The organism is Yersinia sp. SCPM-O-B-9106 (C-191), from assembly GCF_026183365.1.
In the GTDB taxonomy this organism is placed as follows: Bacteria; Pseudomonadota; Gammaproteobacteria; order Enterobacterales; family Enterobacteriaceae; genus Yersinia; species Yersinia rochesterensis.
Window position 1 is genome coordinate 3,799,261 of record NZ_CP110791.1, and the last position, 24,127, is coordinate 3,823,387.

Sequence of the window (24,127 nt, forward strand, 5' to 3'; positions counted from 1 at the left end):
CTTTGTCTCTCACAATGAGTAAATTGATGTTCTGATATATCTTATCAATTATCAGAAATTATGTCTTAGCTCCACGGCCCAAAACCAAAAGTTGTTACTGGTTTTGTTGCTATTCATCCAAGTTTGCTCTGGGCGATAATAGGTATCAGCAAATATGGATGTTTGCTTTGTCACTGGATAAAGCACCTGTAAACCATAGCGGCTACGATTCTTTTCTTTATACACAGTTTCATGATTATTCGAATCACGGAAACTCTGTGTACCTTTAACCAGAGCCAGACGCGTATAAGGCATAAACAGAAGACCATTATCAAACTTATGACGATAAATGCCCCATAAGAAATGCTCTTTGTTATAAAGCGTATTGACCAATTGCTCATCAATATACAAATAGTTTAACCAAAGTGAGTTATTCTGATTAAAGGTGATATTTGTGCCAACAAAATGCTCATTTATTTGGCTCCAATCTCGTTTGTATACCCCATAATTCCCTTTAGCACGAGCATAGTCCAATTTACGGTCAATCAGGCGGAATGAGAAACTAGCATTAAAACTTAGATTCTCAGAATATTTATAATATGCCTGTGGACGGATCCAAATTTCATGCCGCTCTTCGCCTTTACGGACATCCCCTTTATATTCAAGATCAGCTAATGCCGGATTATTTATTGAAGGATAATGCCAATTGTCATTACGATAACCTAATCGCAATTTTGTATTACCGCTCTTACCATCATAGATGAAAGGAAAAGTTCTGGTTACGCCTGCCTGCCAACGTGTACGATCATACTCAGGATTATTATCTAGATATGTTTTCAAAAACTGCACATCATATAGCCACAATGAGTCATTTTGATAAATATAGGCTCCAATATAAGGTGAGGTTGCCATACTACCTTTAATAAATTTCCAACTTTCATCACTGTCTATTTCTTGCTCTGCGCCTATATAAGTTTCGAAGTTCCAGGCTTTTTGTTTTAACTTATCCTGGGCCTCTTTTTTTTCCAGCTCTATTTGTTGGATTCGTTTATTTAATTTATGAATCTCTTGGTCATAGTCAGTTTCAAATTCATCGGCCAATACAGGTATGCACAGTGTTAGGGCGCTGAAAACCACAAATCCTTTTAAGATATTCATTTTTACCTTCCGCTATTTTTATAACGTGGTTAGTCCATAACCACGTGGATAGAGTATCTGGCTATTATCAGGTGTTTTGATATCCACTGGTAATTTTCCATGTGGTTCGGCCAACACATCTAATTTCCCTTTTGGTCCCTGAAATAATGTTCTTAGTCCACTGCGAATATTAGTTTCCAAACTGTTTCGTACATTATTGGTAACATCGAATCCAGTGATACCATAAATAGCAATATTGGCCTTTACTCCGGACAAATAGGAAATATCGTAAGGATTACGGCTGGATATCACGACCAACGGAATATTAGCTTTATTTGCTTCATCTATAATCCGCTGAGCATTAATAGGATTAAGCTTAAGATTGTAAGTCGCAAGAATAATAAAGTTTTGATCTTTAATTTTCTTTGCTATTGCTTCAACAGCTACATCGTTTTTATCTAACTTAATGACTTCATTGTTAACGGAAAATTCAACCTGAAATTCCTTAGCAATATCATCAAGATGCTTAGTAATGAGTTCATTGCGTGGTTTCTCATCAGAGAATACCATTATCTTATTTTGTGGCTTAATCTGATAAGGCAGAACATTATCATTCTTAATCAGTGTAATGGCCTGCTCAGAAATAAAATTCTCAATGTCCTTATGAGTTTTGGATGCGACGACCTTTTCTGCTATAGCAACATCATGAGGTTCCGAAGAAATATGCTTACTCAATTTGGTGTAAATTACCCGCTGTGCTGCATTCTCAATACGTTGTTTAAGCTCAGGATCTTTTTCAGCCTCGGTTTTTAAATAATCATAAAGTGCATTGAGTTTTTCAATACTGGCGCTGCTCTTAATTTCCATTGGCATTAAGATAATATCATTGCCAGCCATAATGGCCTGCTTGATAGACCAATGACTGTCAAAGTTACTGGTAATCGCGCCCATATCCATAGCATCTGTTAGGATCAAGCCATCAAACTTGAGCTGATTGCGTAATATATCAGTTAGAATTGGCTTTGATAATGTCGCTGGAGTGCCTACTTTTTCCCCCTTGATATTCGTCAGCATTGAATTATCCAGGGCTGGAACAACGACATGGGCAGTCATAATTGCATCAGTAACTGGCATGACGTCAACAAAGGGTTTCAGCTCGACTTGCTGCCATGCAGCTTTATCAATATTGACAGTCGGCAAGGAAAAATGCGTATCCGAAGTGACATTGCCATGGCCAGGGAAATGTTTTAGTGAGGTGAGTACATTGTATTTGTGGATGCCACTGATATAACTACGAGCTAATTCCCCCACCAGCACCGGATCATCTGAATAAGAACGCACGCCGATAACAGGGTTATTTTGGTTATTATTGACATCAACTACTGGACCAAAATTAAAGTTAAAACCCAAGCTGGACAATTCATAACCATGGATACTTCCAGCCTGCTGAGCAAACTTAGATGATCCCGTCGCGCCTAATGCCATATTACCCGGCATTTCAGTACCAACTCGTAGACGGGTGACATAACCCCCTTCTTGGTCGGTGCTAATAAACAGAGGGAGATTACTGCGTGCTTTCTGAAGATTATTAATTAATTTGACGGTTTGTGGCGTATCAATCAGATTCTCACGAAAAAGAATAATAGAACCTAAATGATAATCGCGAATCATCTTACTGACAGTGTCATTAATTTCAATAAATGCCGTTTTATTACTGTTATCAGTATGACTCCATGAGCGAATATCAACCATCAATATTTGCCCCAGTTTTTCTTCAAAACTCATTTTAGACGTCATTTTCTCAGCAGAGATTTTTGGCGACAACCACATTTCTTTAAGTTGCGCGTCTGGAATAACATCTGCATAAGTACAGGTGCTAAATAAGAGAATCGCGGATATTATTTTTTTCATTAACTCCTCCATTAGTTATGTTTGCCGGGCGATTTTACTTTTTAGCACACATAATAAAGTGACAATTATCACAGTTGATTGATTCGCCTTTCTTGCCTTAAAAGGAATAATAGCATTTCTTTTCCTGCAGTTCATTTCAGAAATGCCGCTATATAAGGCGATAAAGTCAGGAATAATTTTTCACCATCAGGAATATTTATTCTAAAATCATTTAATCGTCATTGAGATATGCAGGTAATTTCTGACGAGATGGAGACAACAAATCTAATACCGGCAATGAGATAATTAATTCATATCATCTTCATTGCCTTAATTTTTATAAAGCGACAAATCAAAGCATCAGTCATCCAGATTATTTATTGTCATGCTCGCATTCAGAATCAAGGGTTTTGCCATTTCTTTTCGTTCCTGCATCAACGCCAGGAATATCAGGTCTGTTAAGGTATTTTGGGCCGTTCTGGAAGAAATTGAAGAGCTACGCCACTCATTTTCATCCGAAATACTTTCAAGGACATAATCTGCAATTTTAGCCAACGGAGAAACTTTACTGCCAGTAATTGCAATGACAGTTGCCCCTTGTGCTTTGGCGACTGTTGCTGCGATTTTCATGTCTTTTCTTCTGCCAGTAAAAGAAAGAACAATCTGCACATCTTTAGGTGTGAGAGTGAGTGCCGCAGCAATCTGTACATGGAGGTCGGCTTCAACCAGAGTCATTATGCCTATTTTCTGTAATTTATAGCTCAGATCTTTTGCTGTAAGCCCTGAGCCCCAAATACCTACTATCTGTACTCGCTGAGCTGCATTAATGAGCGAGACCACTTGCTGAAAAACGGAGAAATTAATTTTCCGTGTTGTCTCCATAATCGCTGCCGTCTTCTCGTGCGCCAGCTTTTGTGCCATCACCATCAGTGAGTCTTCTGAAGAAATAGAGTTGTGCAGCGCTTTATGTGGGTAGGATTTAAATAAATTATTCTTGCTTAATTCTTCACTGATGGCGATTTTTAGTGCTGGAAAGCCTTTCATGCCAATCTTCTGACTAAATTTCACAATGGCTGATTGGCTGACTCCTGCATTTTCTGCGAACTGGGAGGAGGATATACTCAGTATGGATTCTGGATTATGAAGAATATATTTCGCTATTTTTTGCTGATTTTCAGCCAATTCAGGTAGTAGCCAAGTTATTTCATTCAAAATAGACATCAAAGGTTCCCGTTAAAGACAATAGATTATTCCAGCGCAAGCACCTTTTATGACTCAGGTGTAACTGCATAAAAGTAATGAAGATAATTTATTTATTTGTTCTATTTTATCTGTACTTATTCCTCATAGCCCCAGTAATTAGAATAGATTTTACCGTGATAATCATCACATTTAATAAATAAATAATTCCTTAACATCGCCGATAATTTAAATAAAAGGAAGTCCCCATGAAGATTAATCTAAGCTCAATGGTTACGGAAAGCCGAAACCCCGCCAGTTCTCAAATTGATACGCTATCAACACTGGAGATACTCAAGGTTATCAATCATGAGGATAAAAAAGTGCCCTTCGCCGTGGAGGAAAAACTGCCCGAAATCGCCCAAGCGGTCTCTCTTATCGCAGAGGCTTTCGTGCATGGCGGCAGATTAATTTATTGTGGGGCAGGGACCTCAGGACGATTGGGAATTTTGGATGCTAGTGAGTGCCCACCAACTTACGGGACACCGCGAGAAATGGTCGTTGGCCTGATTGCTGGCGGAAACACTGCCATTCTCCAAGCGGTTGAAAATGCAGAAGATAGCCGTGAAATGGGTGAGCAAGACCTGCGTAATCTCAATTTTAATGCCCGCGATGTATTAGTGGGAATTGCAGCCAGTGGCCGCACACCTTATGTTCTGGGGGCCATGGCCTATGCACGGCGTGTTGGGGCTAGCGTGGTGGCTATTTCCTGCAATCAGAATAGTGAAATGGGGAACGCGGCAGATATCGCCATTGAGCCTTTGGTCGGCCCGGAAGTTGTCACCGGGTCATCACGGATGAAAGCTGGAACTGCACAAAAGTTAATTCTGAATATGCTGACCACTGGCGCGATGATCCGTAGCGGAAAAGTTTATAGCAATCTGATGGTGGATGTTGAAGCGACAAATGCCAAACTGGTGCAGCGCCAAGTCGATATTGTTGTTCAAGCAACAGAATGTTCCCCCGAAGATGCGCAACAGGCGCTCAATGAATGTAACCGCCATTGTAAAACAGCCATTATGATGATTCTGAGTGGTATGTCTGCGGAGGAAGCAGCCGATATCCTCAACAAAAATAAGGGATTTATTCGCAAAGCGCTACAGGAGATTAAAGCATAACCATGGCGAAAATAACGGGCACCACGATAGATCAAATTTTACTCTTCATTGGTGGGCGTCAAAATATCATCGTCTGCGGAAACTGCATGACGAGGCTCCGTCTCACTTTAAAAGACCGTCAACTGATTCAACATGAAAGCTTAAAAAAAATCCCCGGCGTCATGGGAGTGGTGAATGGCGATGACCAATTACAGATCATTCTTGGGCCGGGCAAAGCTCAAACAGCCAGCGAAATGATGAACAAGATACTGAGTTCTGAATCGCATCAACCAGTTGAAAATAGTAATAATATTGATTTACAGGTGCTAGCTGGCCAGACAAAGCAGCAAATGAAAGCGAAACAACAAAGCGCGGTTCATAATTTTCTGACCAAATTCGCCACCATCTTTACCCCGCTCATTCCTGGGTTTATTGCTGCGGGATTATTGCTGGGGATAGCGACCTTGCTCCAGCAAACACTGGCATTGGATGGCGTCATTCAATCTCCGTGGTTGGCAGCACTGATTGCCTACATGAAAGTATTCAGCATCGGTTTATTTACCTTCCTGAGCATTCTGATTGGCTTTAATACGCAAAAAGCCTTTGGCGGGACGGGGGTCAACGGCGCAATTATTGCTTCACTCTTTATTTTACGTTATGTGCCAGAGGGTACTGTCGGCTACTACGGCGGCATGGACAACTTCTTTGGCCTGGCGATTGATCCACGCGGCAACATCATCGGTGTCCTGCTGGCCTGTATGTTGGGTGCATGGATTGAGCGGCAAGTGCGCCGTTTCATCCCTGATAATCTGGATATGATACTGACATCATCAATAACCTTGCTGATTACCGGTGCCATTACTTTTGTTGTCATTATGCCGCTGGGTGGCGAGCTGTTTAAGGGCATGTCCTGGCTGTTTATGCATTTGAATGGTAACCCGTTCGGCACCGCGATTCTGGCGGGGTTATTCCTGATTGCAGTCGTGTTTGGTATTCACCAAGGGTTTGTTCCAGTTTATTTCGCCTTAATGGATGCGCAAGGATTTAACTCATTATTCCCGATTTTGGCCATGGCCGGTGCGGGCCAGGTGGGTGCGGCGCTGGCACTTTATGCCCGCTCGCCAAAAGGTTCGGTGCTGCGTACACAAATTAAAGGGGCCATTTTCCCGGGGCTATTGGGAATTGGAGAACCTCTTATTTATGGCGTGACATTACCGCGCCTGAAGCCCTTTATTACTGCTTGTGTAGGCGGCGCGGTCGGCGGTTTCTTTATTGGTTTGGTTGCCTGGTTGGGGTTGCCGGTTGGTTTGAATACTGTATTTGGCCCATCGGGATTAGTGTCTATTCCGCTGATGACTTCAGCTCAAGGGATTTTCGCCGGGATGCTGGTTTATGTGGCCGGTCTACTGATCTCATATACTGCTGGCTTTATTCTGACGTGGTTTTTCGGGCATAAAGATATTGATTTAAGCTAATTGCGATGATTGATTTGGCCCTGCACACCGCAGGGCCTCTATCCGTTACAAAAGTGGGCCGTTACAAAAGTGGGCCGTTACAAAAGCGGGCCTTTATATAAGTTATATCCCAACTGCTGAGCCACTGACGCCACCATTTTTTGGCCGCGTACGCTATTACCTACAGGGTCAAGGGGCGGCGAAAATGCAGCAATCCCCATGACGCCAGGCACGACCGCCAAAATTCCGCCGCCGACACCACTTTTACCCGGCAACCCCACGGTATAAGCCCAATCACCGGAGCTACCATACATCCCTTCCATGGTCATTTCAGCCAAAATATATGGCATATTTGAGGCCGTCAGCACCTGTTTTTGAGTCACAGGATTTCTGCCGCCTGCCGCGAAAGTGGCCCCCATGGTTGCCAGTTCAATAGTACTGAACAATGTTGAACACTGGCGGGTATAGACGTCACAGGCTTCCATCGGGTCGCAATACATGGCCTGGGCCGAATAAAGTAGCCAGGCAATGGCCCGATTGTGAAAATTGGTGGTTTGCTCTGAATGGTTAACTTCATCCGAAAGTGCAATCGGCGCACCCGCCAGTTGCTGCTGAATATCCAAAATACGCGCCCAGCGCTCTTCCCGACTGCTGGCCTTAATTGCACTCACTGTGGACATCGCCCCCGCATTTACCAGCGGTGACAATGGCTTGCCATTATGCAGTTCCAACGCAATCACCGAGTTAAAAGGCAAACCGGTAGGATCTGCGCCTATCTTGTCCTGCACTGCTTGTGGGCCAATATCTTCTAATGCCAAAGCAAGAGAACACACTTTCGAAATCGACTCTAAAGCAAAACGAAAATCAGCATCGCCTTGTGAAATAATATCGCCATCAACAGTGACAATAGCTAGCCCGGCCAGCTGACTGGGAACACTGGCCAGATAGGGAATATAGCTGGCATTCTCCCCACCAGCGAGCATGGAATATTGCGAATGGACATCATTAATAACTTGATTCAGGCGAGCTAGGTTAATAGTCATAACACTGACTCCAACACTTTATATTATTGAGCAGGGGGCCACTGCCCCCTGCATACAGAGAGGAAGGACATTAACTTCTTGGCGTGTCCGCCACTGGAGTTTTAATTGCCGCTGCCGTGACATCATTAGTATGTATCGCCGAAGCACTCGGGATCCCCGGGTGACCATTTTCTGCTTGCCAGGTAAATGGCGCAAAATCACTATTTGCATCACGCCAATGAGGCTTGCGGACGATATAAATCAAGAATGGCAAGGCGACAAAGAACAGTGTAGAAGCAATCAGGATGCCAACATATTCTGTTGGGCTGCCCACGGAGATTTGGCTAGGAGGAATAAAGCTGAATATGAAAGCGAGAATTGAGCCTATAAGCCCCGCACCGCCAATAATCCACATACCAATCCCCCCACCGGGAATATGATATGGTCGAGGACGATTCGGCTGACTGTAACGCAGATAAATAGCCGAACTGAACATCAGCATATACATGATAAGATACAAGATAACCGTCATCTGGCTCATTATCTGGTATGCCGCCTGCACCGAAGGTAATACCACAAACAGTATCGCCAACAAGGAAACAAGCAGCGCTTGTAGCAGTAGAATATGGGTCGCCATGCCATTCTTATTGGTATGTTGCCACCAGCGCGGCAGATAACCGGCTTTCGCCACCACCAGCAAACCCGAGGACGGGCCGGCAACCCAGGTCACAACTCCCGCCAAGACCCCAATGGCCAACGCAAAAGCCACCACTGGCCCCAGCCATTCCAGATGCGCCCACTTGAACATATCGTCGTAGGCCACCAACAAACTTTGCGTCAGACTAATTTCAGATTGTGGAATAATAAAGGCGATTGCCAGAGTCCCTAACACGAAAATAAGCACCGTGCCCACGGCTGATAACATAATGGCTATAGGGTAATTTCTATTAGGATTATCAACATCTTTAACATGAATGGCATTCATCTCCATACCGGCGTAGAACAAGAAAATACTGGCTGCCAGCACCACGTTATCAAAGTTGGAAAAGTCAGGAACCACTTTATCCCAAGCTAAATCTATTTGTGGAGCTCCGCCGCCAATTAAGTAAGAGAAACCCAACACAATCAAAATAATCGCAGGAATAATAGTCCCAATAATACCGCCCCATTTCGCAACTTTCGTGAATGTATCTACGCCTTTAAAAGCAATAAAGGTCGCGAGCCAATAAATAAATAGCACTATTCCTAAGACAAAGAATTTATTGGCAGATAGGGCCTCGTCCCAGCGTTGTTCGGGGCCGATAAAGGCCAGTGAGACTGCGGCAAAGGTCAGTGCAGTGGGGAACCAAACTGTCACCTCAATCCACAACATAAACATGGCGAGAAAGGCTAACCGGGGGCCAAATGCTTCGCCAACCCAGCGAAATACCCCCCCTTTCTCCGGCCAACCTGTGGCTAATTCCGCCGCTACCAGTGATACAGGGATTAAGAAAAATACTGCGGCAAAGAGATAATAGAAAATTGAACTCAGGCCATATTCGGCTTCAGCGGGCAATCCTCTGAGGCTGACGACGGCGACAATATTCATAATTGCCAGTGTGGCAATACTCAGCTTTTTGACTGGAACAGGGGATTTACCTGTACCGGAAGTATTATTCGACATAATTTATCCACCTTATTCACCGGCATGACGCCGCCTTGACCTAAAGGTTAAAAATCAGAATAAAACCGCCATCCGGTTTATGTATGATTAAAACTATTCTGACTTGCCAGGCCCCCAAGGGATGGATGTTCACTTAGGTATTTCAGTGAAGATTTAAAATCGTCTAATAACAGCCCGGCGAAATCCATTTCGAATCCGCGGCGGCACATAATACGCATGACCACAACATCAGACATCTTTCCACTCAAGGTAAATGCCGGAACTTGCCAACCACGTAGCCTCAAACGCTCGGAAAGGTCATATAAGGTATATCCCGTTTTTGCCCCCTCTTTAATACGGAAACAGATGGCGGGAATACCCTCATCCGGGCCACCACTGCAATAGAACTCATAAGGCCCAAGTGGTGCAATTTCTTTAGCTAGGAATTCTGCCACCTGATAACAGGCACTTTGTACCTTGGTATAACCTTCACGCCCTAAGCGTATGAATTCATAATATTGGGAAATAACTTGCCCTGCGGGGCGCGAGAAATTGATAGCAAAAGTGCCGACCTGACCGCCAAGATAATCGACATTAAATATAAGCTCTTCAGGTAAGGCTGCCGCATCACGCCAAATAACCCAACCACATCCCAAAGGTGCCAATCCGAATTTATGCCCGGAAGTGCTGATTGATTTCACCCGTGGTAAGCGGAAATCCCACTCAATATCCGGCGCAACAAAGGGCGCTAAAAAGCCACCACTCGCCGCATCGATATGCATATCAATATCAAGGCCAGTATCTTTTTGTAGCTTATCCAGCGCATCATGCAAGGGTTTAGGAAACTCATAGTTACCTGTGTAAGTCACACCGAAAGTCGGCACTACGCCAATAGTATTTTCGTCGCATGCCTCTATCATCCGCTGTGGGTCCATAAATAATTGCCCTGGAACCATAGGAATTTCACGTATTTCGACATCCCAATAACGAGCAAATTTATGCCAACAAACTTGTACCGGCCCACAGACAAAATTAGGTTTATTCGTGGGTTTACCTGCCGCTTCTCTTTTTTTGCGCCAGCGCCACTTCATCGCCATGCCACCCAGCATGCAAGCTTCTGAAGAACCAATAGTATTCGTCCCCACCCCTTGCTCGCCTTTTGGCGTAGGTGCATTCCACAAATCGGCCATCATGTTTACACAACGCATATCTATTGCCGCCGATTGCGGATATTCCTCTTTATCAATCCAGTTTTTATTTATCGAAAGGTCCATTAACTTGTGGACATTATCGTCGTCCCACGTTTGGCAAAATGTCGCGAGATTCTGTCGCGCATTACCATCAAGAAATAGCTCGTCACTTATGATTTGAAAAGCAATATCCTCGCGCATCTCCTCTTTAGGAAAATTTTTATTTTCTGAAATATGACGGATGGCTTGAGAGCCAAAGCGGGAATCTAATAACGTAGAGCGATAATCATCCAGAGATTTTTTAGTCATTTCCTACCTCTATCCTAATTGAGACAAAAGAACAATTAAAAGTCAGTAAAATCAAACAACTATGGAAAATTAGGTTATTATTGATGTTTATTTAATGGCAAAAAATACATCGTCCGAGCATTATTATGATTTAACATACTAATAAAACGTTAGCACTGGAAAAAAAATGCGCCACTATAAATTTGAATATGTTTTTTAGGGAAAGAATAATTACATTATTATTTGTTTCATATTTATTTCCTATTTGTTAGGAAAATTATGAGCTATGTCCTACTCCTCAGACTCTATTAGAGGGTAATTCCATCATCCTTATTTTAGTGCTTAATCACTTTTTCTCGATGACAATCATTGGCATCCAAGATCCCCTAAGATCTCAAGTGGTTTCAATTGGAAACCAGATAAACCATCAGTCAGCTTTATGTCCACCGTAAAAGAAGCAGAAAAAAGCAGAATCCGCCCCTTACCAATAACCGCATTTACACCGCGCCTCACCTCAATCATGGTGCTGCTCTTTGCTATGGCATTGATTTTAGTTAGCCTTGCCCCCACTTTTTTACTGTTATTGGTGGCAATACTGTTTTTACATCTGACGTACAAGAAATATTCCACAGTATAATCAATTAAATATCATAAATTTTATTTATGAATCTTTTGTTCGACCTATACTCATGATAGTTATCGATAAATGAGTTCAGACCTTACAGGAGTTATTGTTATGCTGAATATAGATCGGAAATACCTTATAAGTGTTGATGAAAAAACGTTAAAAAAACAGCAGCTTATTATGCGAATTATTGCTGTATTACTGCTGCTCGGCGGGATTTTTTGCCTAATTAATCCATTAGCTTCCGGGACCGTTCTGAGCACTATCATCGGTATTCTACTGCTGCTTAGCGGGATTGCGATGATCGTCGGGATGATAGCCAACCGCACTCATAACCTTTGGCCGATGGTCACCGGTATATTGCTGGGTGTGGCATACATTGTGATGGGTTATGTATTCATTACCAATCCCACAGTGGGAATGATAAGTCTGGCGATAGTATTAGCGGTGCTGTTTGCTTTTGGTGGCGTCATGCGGCTGATAACCGGCTATAGAACATGGGGGCTACCGGGCGCATGGCTGCAAATTCTACTGGGTGTATTGGATCTAATTATTACCTATCTGCTGGTCAGTGCAGGGCCGTTGATGTCGATAACTATGGTCACTGCTTTGGTCGGGATTGAGATGTTATTCAGCTCACTTGGCTGCTTTATGATCGCGAGTTTATATAAACGCTAATATTAATATTTATCTCTAAGCGGTATTGCGGATGGCGATACCGCTGACCCGAGAATATTTTCATATTCTCGCCCCCTTATTGATACTCACCGTGGTAACCGCCATAGTGAGTATCAATATACCCAAATTAGCTATGCCACCACGCTGTTTTCTATCCTATTCCAAGTTTACCAAAATACATTATTCGCCTATTGGATCTGGAATTCATTACTCACCAAATATCCCGTTTCAATGGTCGCGCCGTTATCCTTATTAGGGCCAATTTGCGATATGTTAGGTTCAGTAATGATTCTCAATGAAAGTATTCCCTCCGGGAAAGTTATCGCGATGGTATTTATTATTAGTGGGCTGATTATCGGCTTATACGGCAACCAGTTGATTGGACTACTAAAAATGAAATCTTCCGTGGCCGTCTAGTTTCGCTGTCATTGAATAAAAAAGGTCATATTCATGACGGCTATCACAATCAGCACATTGTGATTTCCCAAGCTGCACTGCACCGTCTAAATTTGAATAAAAAATCTCATCCGACCACTTACTAACCTCAATTGTGGCGGAGAGAAATAACAATAATGGAGACTGCAATGTTAGCTTACCCTCACCTGCTCGCGCCCCTAAATCTTGGTTTTACCACCTTGAAAAATCGCGTATTAATGGGGTCGATGCATACCGGGCTGGAAGAGTTGCCCGATGGCCCACAGCGTCTGGCCGCGTTCTATGCTGAACGAGCGGCCGGAGGGGTCGGCTTGATTGTCACTGGTGGCATTGCTCCCAATAAAAAGGGCGTAGTGTATCAAGGCGCATCGGTGCTAAATGACGCCACACAAGTGCCGCACCACCAAATCGTGACGGATGCGGTGCATCTTGCTGGCGGTAAAATCGCGCTACAAATTCTACATGCTGGCCGTTATAGCTATCAAAAACAGCCGGTTGCCCCTTCAGCATTACAAGCTCCAATTAATCCTTTTGCACCGCAAGCATTAAGTCATGACGAAGTGCTGCAAACCATTACTGACTTCGCCAACTGCGCGCGATTAGCCAAACAGGCGGGTTATGACGGTGTCGAGGTCATGGGTTCTGAGGGGTATTTGATTAATCAATTTCTTACCGCCAGAACCAATCATCGCAATGATGAATGGGGCGGTGACTTTACGCGTCGAATGCGTTTTGCCATTGAGATCGTGCGGGCAGTTCGAGAGGCGACCGGCCCTGATTTTATCTTGATTTACCGCCTTTCGATGCTGGATTTAGTCGAGGACGGCTCCAATTGGGATGAAATTGAACAGTTAGCGTTGGCGGTCGAACAAGCTGGTGCCACCCTGATTAACACCGGCATTGGCTGGCATGAGGCCAGAATCCCCACTATCGCCACCATGGTGCCGCGCGCCGGATTCAGTTGGGTGACTCGTAAGTTGATGGGGAAAGTTAACATTCCGCTGATCACCACCAACCGGATTAATGACCCCGCAGTGGCGGAGCAAGTGCTGACTGACGGCTATGCCGATATGGTGTCAATGGCCCGCCCCTTCCTCGCCGATGCCGCTTTTGTGCAAAAAGCGGCTCAGGATCGGGCGGATGAAATTAACACCTGCATCGGCTGCAATCAGGCCTGTCTGGATCAAATTTTCGACGGCAAATTGACTTCGTGTCTGGTGAATCCTCGCGCCTGCCGTGAAACTGAAATGCCCATATTACCGACAGCAGCGCCGAAGCGGCTCGCGGTGGTCGGCTCCGGCCCTGCAGGGTTAGCTTTTGCTGTCACCGCGGCCAGCCGCGGTCATCAGGTCACACTCTTTGATGCGGCGACTGATATTGGCGGGCAGTTCAATATTGCCAAGCAAATCCCCGGTAAAGAGGAGTTCTACGAAACACTGCGTTATTTCCGCCGCCAATTAGTGCTCCATGGTGTTATTCAGCAATTAAATACCCCGGTACAGGCCGGGCAACTGGCTGATTTTGATGAAATCATTCTTGCCTGTGGCATTCAGCCGCGCTTGCCCGCCATCAAAGGTATTGAACACCCCAAAGTGCTGACCTATTTGGATGTCTTGCGTGATAAAAAACCGGTCGGTGAGCGGGTGGCCATTATTGGCGCGGGCGGAATTGGCTTTGATACTGCTGAATATCTCAGCCAATCCGGCGATTCCAGCAGTTTAGATAGCCACGCATTCAGCCACGAATGGGGCATTGATCAAGATTTAACGCATCGCGGCGGGTTATCTCCGGAGGGAGGCAAAGTCCATCCATCACCGCGAGAAATTTTTCTATTGCAGCGAAAAACCAGCAAAGTCGGTGAGGGGTTGGGGAAAACGACCGGTTGGATTCACCGCACCAGTTTGGCGATGCGTGGCGTGAAGATGCTCAACAGTGTTAGCTACGAAAGTATTGATGATGAGGGCTTGCATATCATTCGTGCGGAACAAGCCAGCTGCCTCCCCGTCGATACCATTATTATTTGTGCGGGCCAGGAGCCACGTCGAGAATTGCATCAACCTCTGCTGGATATGGGCAAAATCGTACATTTGATTGGCGGTGCTGACGTCGCCGTCGAGCTGGATGCCCGCCGAGCGATAGATCAAGGAACACGACTGGCGCTGGCGATATAAGCATGAGTAAAAAGCGGTAAGTGGTAAATACCACGCCCCGCAGCTTTAAGCCCAAAAGAGATACCCAAAGTCATTGGAATCGCAGCTAGCAACCCCGTAGCGTCTAGGACAATCGCTTCGGGGTTGATTTTAGCAAAGGATTATCCAAAGTCATTGGAGTCACAGGTAGGCAGCAAGCAAACAAATCCCGATGAGCTGACTCAAGTCAGTGATTCGGGTGAGTCCGCGCCGCTAACAACCCTGTGGCTTCTAGGACAAAGGATAATTAGAAGTCGCTGTATGACATATCCAGACTACCGGAACCCCCGCCCTCAGAGCGTGATGAGGCCGTTTTCACTGCTTTAAGCACCATAAACTTCTGGTTGGAATCCAGTGTCTCGCAGTTACCAAACAAACGTTTCAGTTTGTGGAAATAATCCAGATGGCGGTTCCCGACGATCATCAACTCGCCGCCCACTTTCAGGCAACGTTTGGCATCACAAAACATCTGCCAGGCCACATGGTCACTGACTGCGTGTTGTTGATGGAATGGCGGATTACAGAGCACCAGCTGTAAGCTCTCCCGCTCCACACCGGCTAAACCATGGCTCACCATAAATTCGCAGCGCGATAAATCTTGCGGGCGGTTATAGGTGATATTCAGCTCGCTGGACGCCACCGCCATGTAGGATTCATCGACGAATAACATTTCTGCCAGCGGGTTTTGCTCCAGGGCGATTAAGCCAACCACCCCATTACCACAGCCCAGATCGGCTATTTTACCTTCTACATCATAAGGTAAGATTTCCATGAAGAAGCGCGCACCGATGTCCAAATTATTGCGCGAAAAAACGTTCGCATGGTTATGGATAACATATTCAGTGTTTGCCAATGGCCAATCCGTGGTTTCCGGCGCGTCTGGCTGTGGAATATCAGCAACTTCACAGTGAATCAGACGGGCTTTTTTCCATGCCAAAGTCGTTTTGGTCGGCCCCAGAATTTTTTCAAACAATTGCAGGGTGGAATTATGCACATCGCGGGATTTCGCCCCGGCAATAATCACCGTGTCCGGCGCGACGACGCGACGTAAAGCATGCAATTGATGCTCCAGCAGCGCTAATGCTTTAGGGATCTTAATCACCACCAGCTTAGGGGCCGCAGGCAAGGCATCCGTACTGCTCAACAAGGTGACAGCTTCTTCATCCAGATGATTTAAACGCAAATTATGCGCCGTCGCCAGCTGGCTCATATAAGAGTCACTGATACTGAATGGACGATGGGCATGTAAAGCACAGGCCAGCGTACCAAACTGGTCGTTAAACACCAGCACCGGACGGCCATCAATTTGGCTTAAGTCAATGTTTTGTAGCAGATATTCATCTGCTGCTTCCCACGCCTGTAAGGTGTTGGAATTTTCTTGTGGGGGAAAACGTTCAAGCTCAAGGCTTTCTGTCCCCAGTAAGAGTTGGCTCATCACCGCTCCTGGCTACTATTATAAATAATAAATTTGAGCTGTTTATCCCCTAAAACGGGCGCTCAGTAAAATGTTTTTTTGCTTAAATGCCGTTTTATCGAAACCAAGACCGACAAAAAGGAAGAAATTCCTGGGTCTGGCCGGGAAAGCAGGCTAACAAACGCCTCAAAAGCGCTTAATCAAGCGTGTATTTTACCCGGATACCAATCATTACCAAGCCTTACTTTCATGCTAATTCATTAGCAATAAGCTCCATTTGGATGGGTTCAACATAAAATACTCCATCAAAATATGGCATTCTATTTATTAGCATGTATTCATAGAACAAATAAAATAAGAATATTTTCTTATTTTATTTTTATTAATCTTATTTTAAAGGGCTAAAAACACAAAATATCTCATTTTATATCTGGCCTGAATATACGGCCAGAAAATATATTTCTGCAATTCATAAATTTTGAATATTAATTACCAGGAAGGTAAACTAATAATGTATATATCAAATCTTATTCAGCCAGATGACCGTACCCTTACCCGGAATATATCTTCAAATCATCGTCTATCGCCATGCGCCAAGGCCATCGGTGCCTTGTTGCTTATTCTGAGCAACACCGCCGCGTGGGCCAATGTTGATGCTGTAAAAAAAACACATATACAGGAAATTGAACATGCAGAAGACCTCAGGCTACTGCGTGAGATGGGGCAGCACTACCAGCATCTGCAAAACGATCTTGAGGGGGTAATGCAAAAACTTTATCCAAATATGGACTTCAATATGGAGATTCAACCGCTTTCGGCCCAAGAAGTGAAGAACTTGGAAGAGAGGGAGATGTATCTGACGAGACAGATACACCAACAGAGTGAGCAAATAGAGTCAATAAAATCTCGGCACCCCCATCTGACCGAGGAGGAGATATATCAGCCACAGTTACCATCAACAGAGCCCACAGAATCTGAACTACCGTCTAGTCAGAGTGAAATGACCAATATCGTAATGGACATCGCCAACGTGGTGGAGATAGCAGCAAGCATCCCCGAAGTTATAAAATATGCAAAAAAAGAGCAGGCTGATATACAAAAAAGCTCGGTTAAACATCCAGAATATCACAGGCTACGCCAGCAGATGCTGGAGATGAGGCTGCACTACCAGTATCTGCAAAACGATCTTGCGGATGTGAGGAAAAAACGCCAGCAAAAGATGAAAGAGGGTATGCACAGGCATCCGGAAATAAAAAACTTGGAAGAGAGGGAACAATATCTGCTGAGACAGTTAGACCAACATAATGAGCAGATGCAGCAGAAACAAAAGTTAATCCAACAGCAACGATTCCAGAAGTTGCAGGATGAACATGTACAGAATCCGCAGTCAGAGTCACAAGAGCAGAAAAATCTTGCAGACAAAAGCAAGACGTCAAAAGAAACCGTAGCTGGGCCTGTGGCTGAAACTGCAACTGGGGCCGTCGCTGAAACCGCAACTGGAGCCGTCGCTGAAACCGCAACCGGGGCCGCGACTGAAACCGCAACTGGGGCCGTAGCTGAAACTGCAACTGGGGCCGTCGCTGAAACCGCAACTGGAGCCGTCGCTGAAACCGCAACTGGGGCCGTGGCTGAAACTGCAACTGGGGCCGTGGCTGAAACCGCAACTGGGGCCGTGGCTGAAACCGCAACTGGAGCCGTGGCTGAAACCGCGACCGGGGCCGTGGCTGAAACTGCAACTGGGGCCGTGGCTGAAACCACAACTGAGGCCGTCGCTGAAACCGCAACTGGGGCCGTCGCTGAAACCGCAACTGGGGCCGCGACTGAAACCGCAACTGGGGCCGCGACTGAAACCGCAACTGGGGCCGTCGCTAAGCCAGATGCTAAAGCTAAAACAGCTAAAAAAGCACTCTCTAGCCCGCCAACCCCTCCCCCCGCACAGGTACCTAAAGCAGTACCAAAACCCGCTCCTGTTATTAGCCATAATCCGCAAGTCGGCAGTTATATTGCTAACCAGATAGCGGCTCAACAGATGTTTATTACCGATGACTTACAATATCGTCAGGGAGAAACTCGATACATTGACCCAGTAACAGGCGAGGAAAAAGTCAGTAGCCTGTGGATCAACACTTCAGGGGCCAAAAACCGCTTTAACTCTGGTAATGGCCAATTACGGACGAAAAGTAACCGCTATGCTATCCAACTCGGGGGAACCATAAACAAATGGAGCAGCGGTGGAGATGACCAAGGGATTTTAGGGATAACCGCAGGTTTTGGTAAATCAACCAACCACAGCCATTCTACATCCTCTCACCATCAGGCTCAGGGTTCTGTTGATGGTTATAATCTCGGTTTATACAGTATCTGGTACGCTGATAACCAGACTCGGCTTGGGCCTTACATTGACCTTCTGACGCAATACGGCTGGTTTAATAATCAAGTTAAAGCGCCAAATGTCACGACTGCTGCGAATTACAAATCTTACCTATTTACTAGTGCACTGGAAACCGGCTACAAAATTCAACTGCTCGAAACAGCCGATACCAAGCTTTCGATACAACCTAGAGCAAAAGTAATGTGGCAACGTACTAGCGGGTTACTGCATCAAGAGCCGAATGCAATACTCATTAACGTCGAAGAAGACAATGCGGTGACCACTAAATTAGGGATGCGCACTGTACTTGAGTTCAATATTGATACCTTATCATCGGCCAAAAACCTGCAAATTAGCCCTTCCTTTGAAGCGAATTGGATCCATAGCCGTGTCAATCAAGGGGTTCAATTATCACGAGTCAATGTCACCCCGCGGAGTGTACAGAACAAGATAGAGCTAGCGAGTGTCAATGTTTCGCCGCAAGGAAACAATAATATTGCTGACCTTAAGCTGGGTATTGAAGCTAACATTGACAGTAATTTGCGGTTGTGGACTCATTTAGGCCATCAATTTGGCGGGCACAACTATAACGATACGCAAGTCACTCTGGGGGCAAACTATCGTTTCTAAGCTGACAATATTTAATTCGTTTTCCCTATTAAATTGAAAATATCCATATCGGCAAAATGTAGTCACAGTGATGCCGATATGGGTAACTTTCAGTTTAAACTGCGGGATTTTATATGAGCCGCCAATTTCTATTTAAGCTAATTACTTTTGTTCAAATAATCGCCTTTTGTCTAACCCTCTGAAAAACGCTATTATCGGCGTCAATATACACAGAGCCATTGGCAACCAGAGCAAATACATATGCAGGAACTCACCTATCTGCACGGTTATCCCGAACACTTACAGTCTCAGGTACAGCAACTCATTACTGAACAGCGATTGGGCAATGTATTGCGCCAGCGTTACCCTCAACCACATGATTACAATACAGACAAAATGCTGTATCAATATACGGTTGATTTAAAAAACCAATATCTACGCAATGCTCAGCCGTTAAGTAAAGTGGCTTATGACAGTAAAATTCAAGTCATGAAACATGCACTAGGCCTGCACACCGCTATCTCCAGAGTGCAAGGCGGCAAATTAAAGGCCAAAGCGGAAATCAGAGTCGCGACAGTGTTTAAAAATGCCCCTGAAGCCTTTCTGAAAATGATTGTGGTTCATGAATTAGCACATTTGAAAGAGAAAGATCACAACAAAGCGTTCTACAGTTTATGCTGCCATATGGAGCCGCAATATCATCAGTTAGAGTTTGATACACGCCTCTATCTGACACATTTGGATCTATTTGGCACGATTTACTAGATTTTGATTTGCTTATTTCGCTATAAAAACCAATCCGTTAATGCCGGGGTGGTTCAATGTGTTTTTCTTCTGTAGGAATGGAGTTCACTATGATTCGTTTCGCTGTTATTGGCACCAATTGGATCACCGCGCGTTTTGTTGATGCCGCACACGAAAGTGGCAAAATGAAACTGGTCGCTGTTTACTCCCGTAAATTGGAGCAAGCCAAAAAGTTTGGCGATGATTATAACGCTACTGAATGCTTTGATGATCTTGAAGCAATGGCAGCCAGTGATCAGATTGATGCTGTGTATATCGCCAGCCCAAATTCTTTGCATTACCCTCAAGCTAAATTGTTCCTCAGTCATAAAAAGCACGTCATTTGTGAAAAATCATTGGCTTCTAATTTTGCAGAAGTTGAAGCTTTAGTTGCCTGTGCCCGCGAACATGAAGTCGTGCTATTCGAGGCCTTTAAAACGGCCTACCTACCTAATTTTGCTCAATTAAAACAATCTCTACCGCGGGTGGGGAAGTTGCGTAAAGCCTTTATCAATTACTGCCAATATTCATCACGTTATCAGCGTTATCTGAATGGTGAAAACCCGAATACCTTTAATCCTGCATTTTCGAATGGCTCGATTATGGATATCGGTTACTACTGTCTGGCAAGTGCTTTGGCTTTATGGGGAGCGCCTAAATCCGTGCTCGCGAGCGCAAGCTTATTACCGAGTGGTGTTGATGCCCACGGCACTGTTTGCCTAAATTATGGTGATTTTGATGTGGTTATTATTCACTCAAAAGTGAGCCAATCGGATATTCCTAGTGAAATTCAGGGCGAAGATGGCTCATTAGTTATCGAAAGCATTTCTGAATGCCAGTCCGTAGCCTTTACTCCTCGAGGTAGTCACTCACAAGACCTGACGCAGCCTCAGCATATTAATACTATGCTGTATGAAGCCGAGGTTTTTGCCAATCTGATTGAAGCTCATCAGGTAGAACACGATGGCTTACAGTTGTCATTGCTGACGTCACGAATCCAAACGGAGATCCGCCGCCAAACCGGCGTTATCTTCCCGGCGGACTCCCAACCACCCGCAGTAAGTTAATATTTTGTTTCAATGATTGACCTGCGGGCTATTTTGAATTATTTTTGCGCGGCAAAGGGGAGTAACTTCATTGCCGGTTTGCCGTCATTACGGTGCGAAAGCACCCGGTTACCGGGCACCTCATTAATGTTCGGGCATCTGTTTAGATGCTTCCATACCCAAAATAATTCGAGTTGATGGATGATGGGTATACATTAATAGAGTTGTAAGTGAGACCTTGCCGGAAGGCGAGGTTTGCTTGCAGCTCAGACATAGCGGCTGGCGTCTTCCGACGTTGGCCGTTTTTGTTTTACGAGGTTTATAAATGATGAATACCGTGGGTACTCCCTTACTGTGGGGTTGTTTTGCCGTTGTTGTGACAATTATGCTCGCCATCGACTTATTGTTGCAGGGGCGGCGTGGCTCACAAACCATGACTCTACGCCAGGCCGCCTGTTGGTCGCTGGTGTGGGTGAGTTTGTCTTTGCTGTTTAATGCCGGTTTCTGGTGGTATCTGACTGAGACCATGGGCCGCGAAATCGCCGACAAGCAAGCGCTGGCTTTCCTGACCGGCTATCTGATTGAAAAAGCACTCGCCGTCGATAACGTCTTCGTCTGGCTGATGCTATTTAGCTATTTTGCTGTTCCTGCTAATTTGCAGCGCCGCGTGCTGATTTACGGTGTATTAGGTGCGATCGTGCTGCGTACTATCATGATCTTCGCCGGAAGTTGGTTGGTGTCGCAATTCAGTTGGATTTTGTACCTGTTTGGTGCTTTCCTCCTGTTTACCGGCATCAAAATGGCATTGGCGAAAGAAGACAATACGCCGATCGGCGAAAAGCCACTGGTGCGGTGGATTCGTAATCATCTGCGCATGACTGACGAGCTACATGGCGACCGCTTTACTGTGCGCAAAAACGGCCTGCTCTATGCTACGCCGTTAGTATTAGTATTGATTCTGGTTGAACTGAGCGATGTCATTTTTGCCGTTGATAGCATCCCGGCTATTTTCGCCGTCACCACGGATCCCTTTATTGTTTTGACCTCTAACTTGTTTGCGATTCTAGGCCTACGCGCCATGTATTTCTTATTAGCAAACGTGGCTGAGCGCTTCTCCATGTTGAAGTATGGCTTATCGGTAATTTTGGTCTTTATCGGCGTCAAAATGATGATTATCGATCTGTTCCATATCCCTATTGGCATTTCATTAGGTGTGGTAGCAGGCATTCTGGCCCTAACATTGTTAATTAATGCTTGGGCAAATCATCGTGCAGATAAGCGTTTAGCAGCAGATAAAACTGCTCATAAATAGTTAGCATTGCGACACAATATATTATGCGGGGCAGTTATAGCCCCGCATTTATCTCGCTTATTTCGCCAACCACCAAATGTTATTGCCATCACACAAATGTAAACAAAATGTTATGCAAATTTGATCCGCATTGGATTTTGCTGATTGTTTCTTTCCTGCCCAATAGATTCCCTTATACTGTCAAAGCAAACACACCCAGTTACAAATAATACTAAGTTACAGGTGTGGAAACTATGCCCCAAATAATTCGAGTTGTAGGACGGCGGCAAGCGCTGGCACGTAGGGTGAGCTTCTGATGAGGCTCATAATCCCGATGAGCTTACTCAGGTAAGTGATTCGGGTAAGCGAGAGCAGTCAACACATACAACTTGAAGTATGACGGGTATAAGCGCGTGGCCCCGTTCCGGCTTATGCGCTAATTAACTAAAAATAATATTGGGAAGAGGTATCACTGGAAACTATGGAAAATACACAGTCTGGCTTTATCGGATTTATCATCCGCGGTAGTTTGGTTAAACAGATTTTGGTCGGCTTGATTGCCGGGATTATTTTAGCGCTAGTCTCCACTCAAGCCGCACTGGCTGTGGGTTTGCTGGGGACTTTGTTTGTGGGTGCATTAAAAGCGGTCGCCCCAGTTCTGGTTTTGATGCTGGTCATGGCCTCGATTGCTAATCATAAGCAAGGCCAAAAAACCAGTATCCGCCCTATTCTGTTTTTGTATCTGTTGGGTACATTCTCCGCCGCTCTGATTGCAGTTGCTGTCAGCTTTATGTTCCCATCCACCCTGATTCTGGCGACAAATACAGCCGAAATCACCCCTCCTGGCGGGATTGTCGAAGTACTGAAAGGATTGCTGAATAGCGTCATTGCCAACCCAATCCATGCGCTACTTAATGCGAATTATATCGGTATTTTGGCTTGGGCTGTCGGCTTGGGTGTTGCTCTGCGCCATGCGGCTGATACCACCAAGGCATTGATTAATGATATGTCTGATGCCGTAACTGTAGTGGTCCGAGTGGTCATTCGCTTTGCGCCGATAGGTATTTTTGGTCTGGTGGCATCCGCCATGGCCGAAACCGGCTTTGGCGTGTTACTGGGCTACGCACAACTGTTGGTGGTCTTGATTGGCTGTATGTTACTGGTCGCATTGGTGGTCAACCCACTGATTGTTTACTGGAAAATCCGCCGCAATCCTTATCCATTGGTATTTGCCTGCTTGCGCGAAAGTGGCGTTACCGCCTTCTTTACCCGTAGTTCAGCCGCGAATATTCCCGTGAATATGGAAATGTGCAAGAAGATGAATTTGCACGAAGATACTTACTCAGTTTCTATTCCGTTGGGTGCCACCATCAATATGGCAGGTGCGGCGATCACCATCACTGTGCTGACATTGGCGGCAGTTCATACCTTAGGGATTACCGTTGATTTACCCACCGCTCTGCTATTGAGTGTGGTTGCTGCGGTCTGCGCCTGTGGCGCATCGGGTGTGGCTGGCGGCTCGCTGCTGTTGATCCCGCTGGCATGCGGCATGTTTGGCATTCCAAATGAAATCGCCATGCAAGTGGTCGCGGTTGGTTTCATCATTGGCGTATTGCAGGATTCAGCTGAAACTGCGCTGAACTCCTCAACCGACGTCCTGTTTACCGCCGCAGCTTGTCAGGCCGACGATGCCAGACTGGCGGATCCTGATCCGCTGGCTAACCGTAAAAGCGTCTGAATTTCAACCT

General features: G+C 45.2%; 17 protein-coding genes and 1 pseudogene. 10 read left to right on the plus strand and 8 right to left on the minus strand.

The features are described 5' to 3' along the window. Positions 1-51 precede the first annotated feature (51 nt). From OP863_RS17190 to OP863_RS17200, 3 genes are all read right to left on the minus strand, one after another. On the minus strand, positions 52-1,137 hold the full coding sequence (locus tag OP863_RS17190; RefSeq protein WP_145589278.1) for a hypothetical protein: 1,086 nt from the start codon (positions 1,135-1,137) through the stop codon (positions 52-54). 18 nt (positions 1,138-1,155) lie between these two features. Next, a complete protein-coding gene (locus OP863_RS17195; protein ID WP_186368255.1) occupies positions 1,156-3,027 on the minus strand; it encodes a glycoside hydrolase family 3 protein in 1,872 nt (623 codons plus the stop codon). 339 nt (positions 3,028-3,366) lie between these two features. Next, the gene (locus OP863_RS17200) at positions 3,367-4,227 is read right to left on the minus strand and encodes an SIS domain-containing protein (RefSeq protein ID WP_038638905.1); all 861 of its coding nucleotides are present in this window, start codon (positions 4,225-4,227) and stop codon (positions 3,367-3,369) included. Positions 4,228-4,454: 227 nt separating this feature from the next. Here OP863_RS17200 and murQ point away from each other — a divergent pair, with 227 nt between their 5' ends. Further along, a complete protein-coding gene (murQ, locus tag OP863_RS17205) occupies positions 4,455-5,363 on the plus strand; it encodes an N-acetylmuramic acid 6-phosphate etherase (RefSeq protein WP_038638902.1) in 909 nt (302 codons plus the stop codon). A 2-nt stretch (positions 5,364-5,365) separates the two neighbouring features. Next, positions 5,366-6,817: a PTS N-acetylmuramic acid transporter subunit IIBC gene (gene murP, locus OP863_RS17210; protein WP_038638899.1), complete on the plus strand. Its 1,452-nt coding sequence runs from the start codon at positions 5,366-5,368 to the stop codon at positions 6,815-6,817. A 77-nt stretch (positions 6,818-6,894) separates the two neighbouring features. On the opposite strand, the gene glsA is transcribed toward murP, so the two are convergent. The 4 genes from glsA to OP863_RS17230 all read right to left on the minus strand — a co-directional run bounded on the left by glsA (position 6,895) and on the right by OP863_RS17230 (position 11,556). After that, entirely contained in the window at positions 6,895-7,839 is a 945-nt protein-coding gene (glsA, locus tag OP863_RS17215) for a glutaminase A (RefSeq protein WP_145589280.1), read from the minus strand. Between the two features lie 70 nt (positions 7,840-7,909). After that, positions 7,910-9,481, minus strand: a complete 1,572-nt coding sequence (gadC, locus tag OP863_RS17220; RefSeq protein ID WP_038638893.1) for a putative glutamine/gamma-aminobutyrate antiporter GadC — start codon at positions 9,479-9,481, stop codon at positions 7,910-7,912. Positions 9,482-9,558: 77 nt separating this feature from the next. Continuing rightward, entirely contained in the window at positions 9,559-10,959 is a 1,401-nt protein-coding gene (locus OP863_RS17225) for a glutamate decarboxylase (protein WP_038638890.1), read from the minus strand. Between the two features lie 345 nt (positions 10,960-11,304). Then, complete coding sequence (locus OP863_RS17230) at positions 11,305-11,556, minus strand: hypothetical protein (protein WP_042562483.1); 252 nt, start codon at positions 11,554-11,556, stop codon at positions 11,305-11,307. Between the two features lie 118 nt (positions 11,557-11,674). On the opposite strand from OP863_RS17230, the gene OP863_RS17235 reads away from it, so the two are divergent. From OP863_RS17235 to OP863_RS17245, 3 genes and pseudogenes are all read left to right on the plus strand, one after another. After that, on the plus strand, positions 11,675-12,241 hold the full coding sequence (locus OP863_RS17235; protein WP_038638887.1) for an HdeD family acid-resistance protein: 567 nt from the start codon (positions 11,675-11,677) through the stop codon (positions 12,239-12,241). A gap of 138 nt (positions 12,242-12,379) precedes the next feature. Then, positions 12,380-12,658, plus strand: a pseudogene (locus OP863_RS17240) (EamA family transporter); the annotation flags it as partial. Between the two features lie 167 nt (positions 12,659-12,825). After that, complete coding sequence (locus tag OP863_RS17245) at positions 12,826-14,847, plus strand: FAD-dependent oxidoreductase (RefSeq protein WP_265525658.1); 2,022 nt, start codon at positions 12,826-12,828, stop codon at positions 14,845-14,847. Between the two features lie 265 nt (positions 14,848-15,112). On the opposite strand, the gene rlmG is transcribed toward OP863_RS17245, so the two are convergent. After that, positions 15,113-16,300, minus strand: a complete 1,188-nt coding sequence (rlmG, locus tag OP863_RS17250; RefSeq protein ID WP_145589283.1) for a 23S rRNA (guanine(1835)-N(2))-methyltransferase RlmG — start codon at positions 16,298-16,300, stop codon at positions 15,113-15,115. Positions 16,301-16,790: 490 nt separating this feature from the next. Between rlmG and OP863_RS17255 the strand changes: the two genes are divergently transcribed. The 5 genes from OP863_RS17255 (at position 16,791) to sstT (ending at position 24,117) form a co-directional block, all read left to right on the plus strand. Next, positions 16,791-19,280: an autotransporter outer membrane beta-barrel domain-containing protein gene (locus OP863_RS17255; protein ID WP_265525659.1), complete on the plus strand. Its 2,490-nt coding sequence runs from the start codon at positions 16,791-16,793 to the stop codon at positions 19,278-19,280. A gap of 240 nt (positions 19,281-19,520) precedes the next feature. Beyond that, the gene (locus OP863_RS17260; RefSeq protein WP_235895397.1) at positions 19,521-20,024 is read left to right on the plus strand and encodes a M48 family metallopeptidase; all 504 of its coding nucleotides are present in this window, start codon (positions 19,521-19,523) and stop codon (positions 20,022-20,024) included. Between the two features lie 89 nt (positions 20,025-20,113). Then, complete coding sequence (locus OP863_RS17265) at positions 20,114-21,109, plus strand: Gfo/Idh/MocA family protein (RefSeq protein WP_145591236.1); 996 nt, start codon at positions 20,114-20,116, stop codon at positions 21,107-21,109. Between the two features lie 304 nt (positions 21,110-21,413). Then, the gene (locus tag OP863_RS17270) at positions 21,414-22,400 is read left to right on the plus strand and encodes a TerC family protein (RefSeq protein WP_004391968.1); all 987 of its coding nucleotides are present in this window, start codon (positions 21,414-21,416) and stop codon (positions 22,398-22,400) included. A gap of 460 nt (positions 22,401-22,860) precedes the next feature. Continuing rightward, complete coding sequence (gene sstT, locus OP863_RS17275; RefSeq protein WP_145589285.1) at positions 22,861-24,117, plus strand: serine/threonine transporter SstT; 1,257 nt, start codon at positions 22,861-22,863, stop codon at positions 24,115-24,117. Positions 24,118-24,127: the final 10 nt, after the last annotated feature.

Coding starts and splice junctions, on each gene's coding strand:
- OP863_RS17190 (WP_145589278.1), bottom strand. CDS start 1,137: ATGAATATCTTAAAAGGATTTGTGGTTTTCAGCGCCCTAACACTGTGC.
- OP863_RS17195 (WP_186368255.1), bottom strand. CDS start 3,027: ATGAAAAAAATAATATCCGCGATTCTCTTATTTAGCACCTGTACTTAT.
- OP863_RS17200 (WP_038638905.1), bottom strand. CDS start 4,227: ATGTCTATTTTGAATGAAATAACTTGGCTACTACCTGAATTGGCTGAA.
- murQ (WP_038638902.1), top strand. CDS start 4,455: ATGAAGATTAATCTAAGCTCAATGGTTACGGAAAGCCGAAACCCCGCC.
- murP (WP_038638899.1), top strand. CDS start 5,366: ATGGCGAAAATAACGGGCACCACGATAGATCAAATTTTACTCTTCATT.
- glsA (WP_145589280.1), bottom strand. CDS start 7,839: ATGACTATTAACCTAGCTCGCCTGAATCAAGTTATTAATGATGTCCAT.
- gadC (WP_038638893.1), bottom strand. CDS start 9,481: ATGTCGAATAATACTTCCGGTACAGGTAAATCCCCTGTTCCAGTCAAA.
- OP863_RS17225 (WP_038638890.1), bottom strand. CDS start 10,959: ATGACTAAAAAATCTCTGGATGATTATCGCTCTACGTTATTAGATTCC.
- OP863_RS17235 (WP_038638887.1), top strand. CDS start 11,675: ATGCTGAATATAGATCGGAAATACCTTATAAGTGTTGATGAAAAAACG.
- OP863_RS17245 (WP_265525658.1), top strand. CDS start 12,826: ATGTTAGCTTACCCTCACCTGCTCGCGCCCCTAAATCTTGGTTTTACC.
- rlmG (WP_145589283.1), bottom strand. CDS start 16,300: ATGAGCCAACTCTTACTGGGGACAGAAAGCCTTGAGCTTGAACGTTTT.
- OP863_RS17255 (WP_265525659.1), top strand. CDS start 16,791: ATGTATATATCAAATCTTATTCAGCCAGATGACCGTACCCTTACCCGG.
- OP863_RS17260 (WP_235895397.1), top strand. CDS start 19,521: ATGCAGGAACTCACCTATCTGCACGGTTATCCCGAACACTTACAGTCT.
- OP863_RS17265 (WP_145591236.1), top strand. CDS start 20,114: ATGATTCGTTTCGCTGTTATTGGCACCAATTGGATCACCGCGCGTTTT.
- OP863_RS17270 (WP_004391968.1), top strand. CDS start 21,414: ATGATGAATACCGTGGGTACTCCCTTACTGTGGGGTTGTTTTGCCGTT.
- sstT (WP_145589285.1), top strand. CDS start 22,861: ATGGAAAATACACAGTCTGGCTTTATCGGATTTATCATCCGCGGTAGT.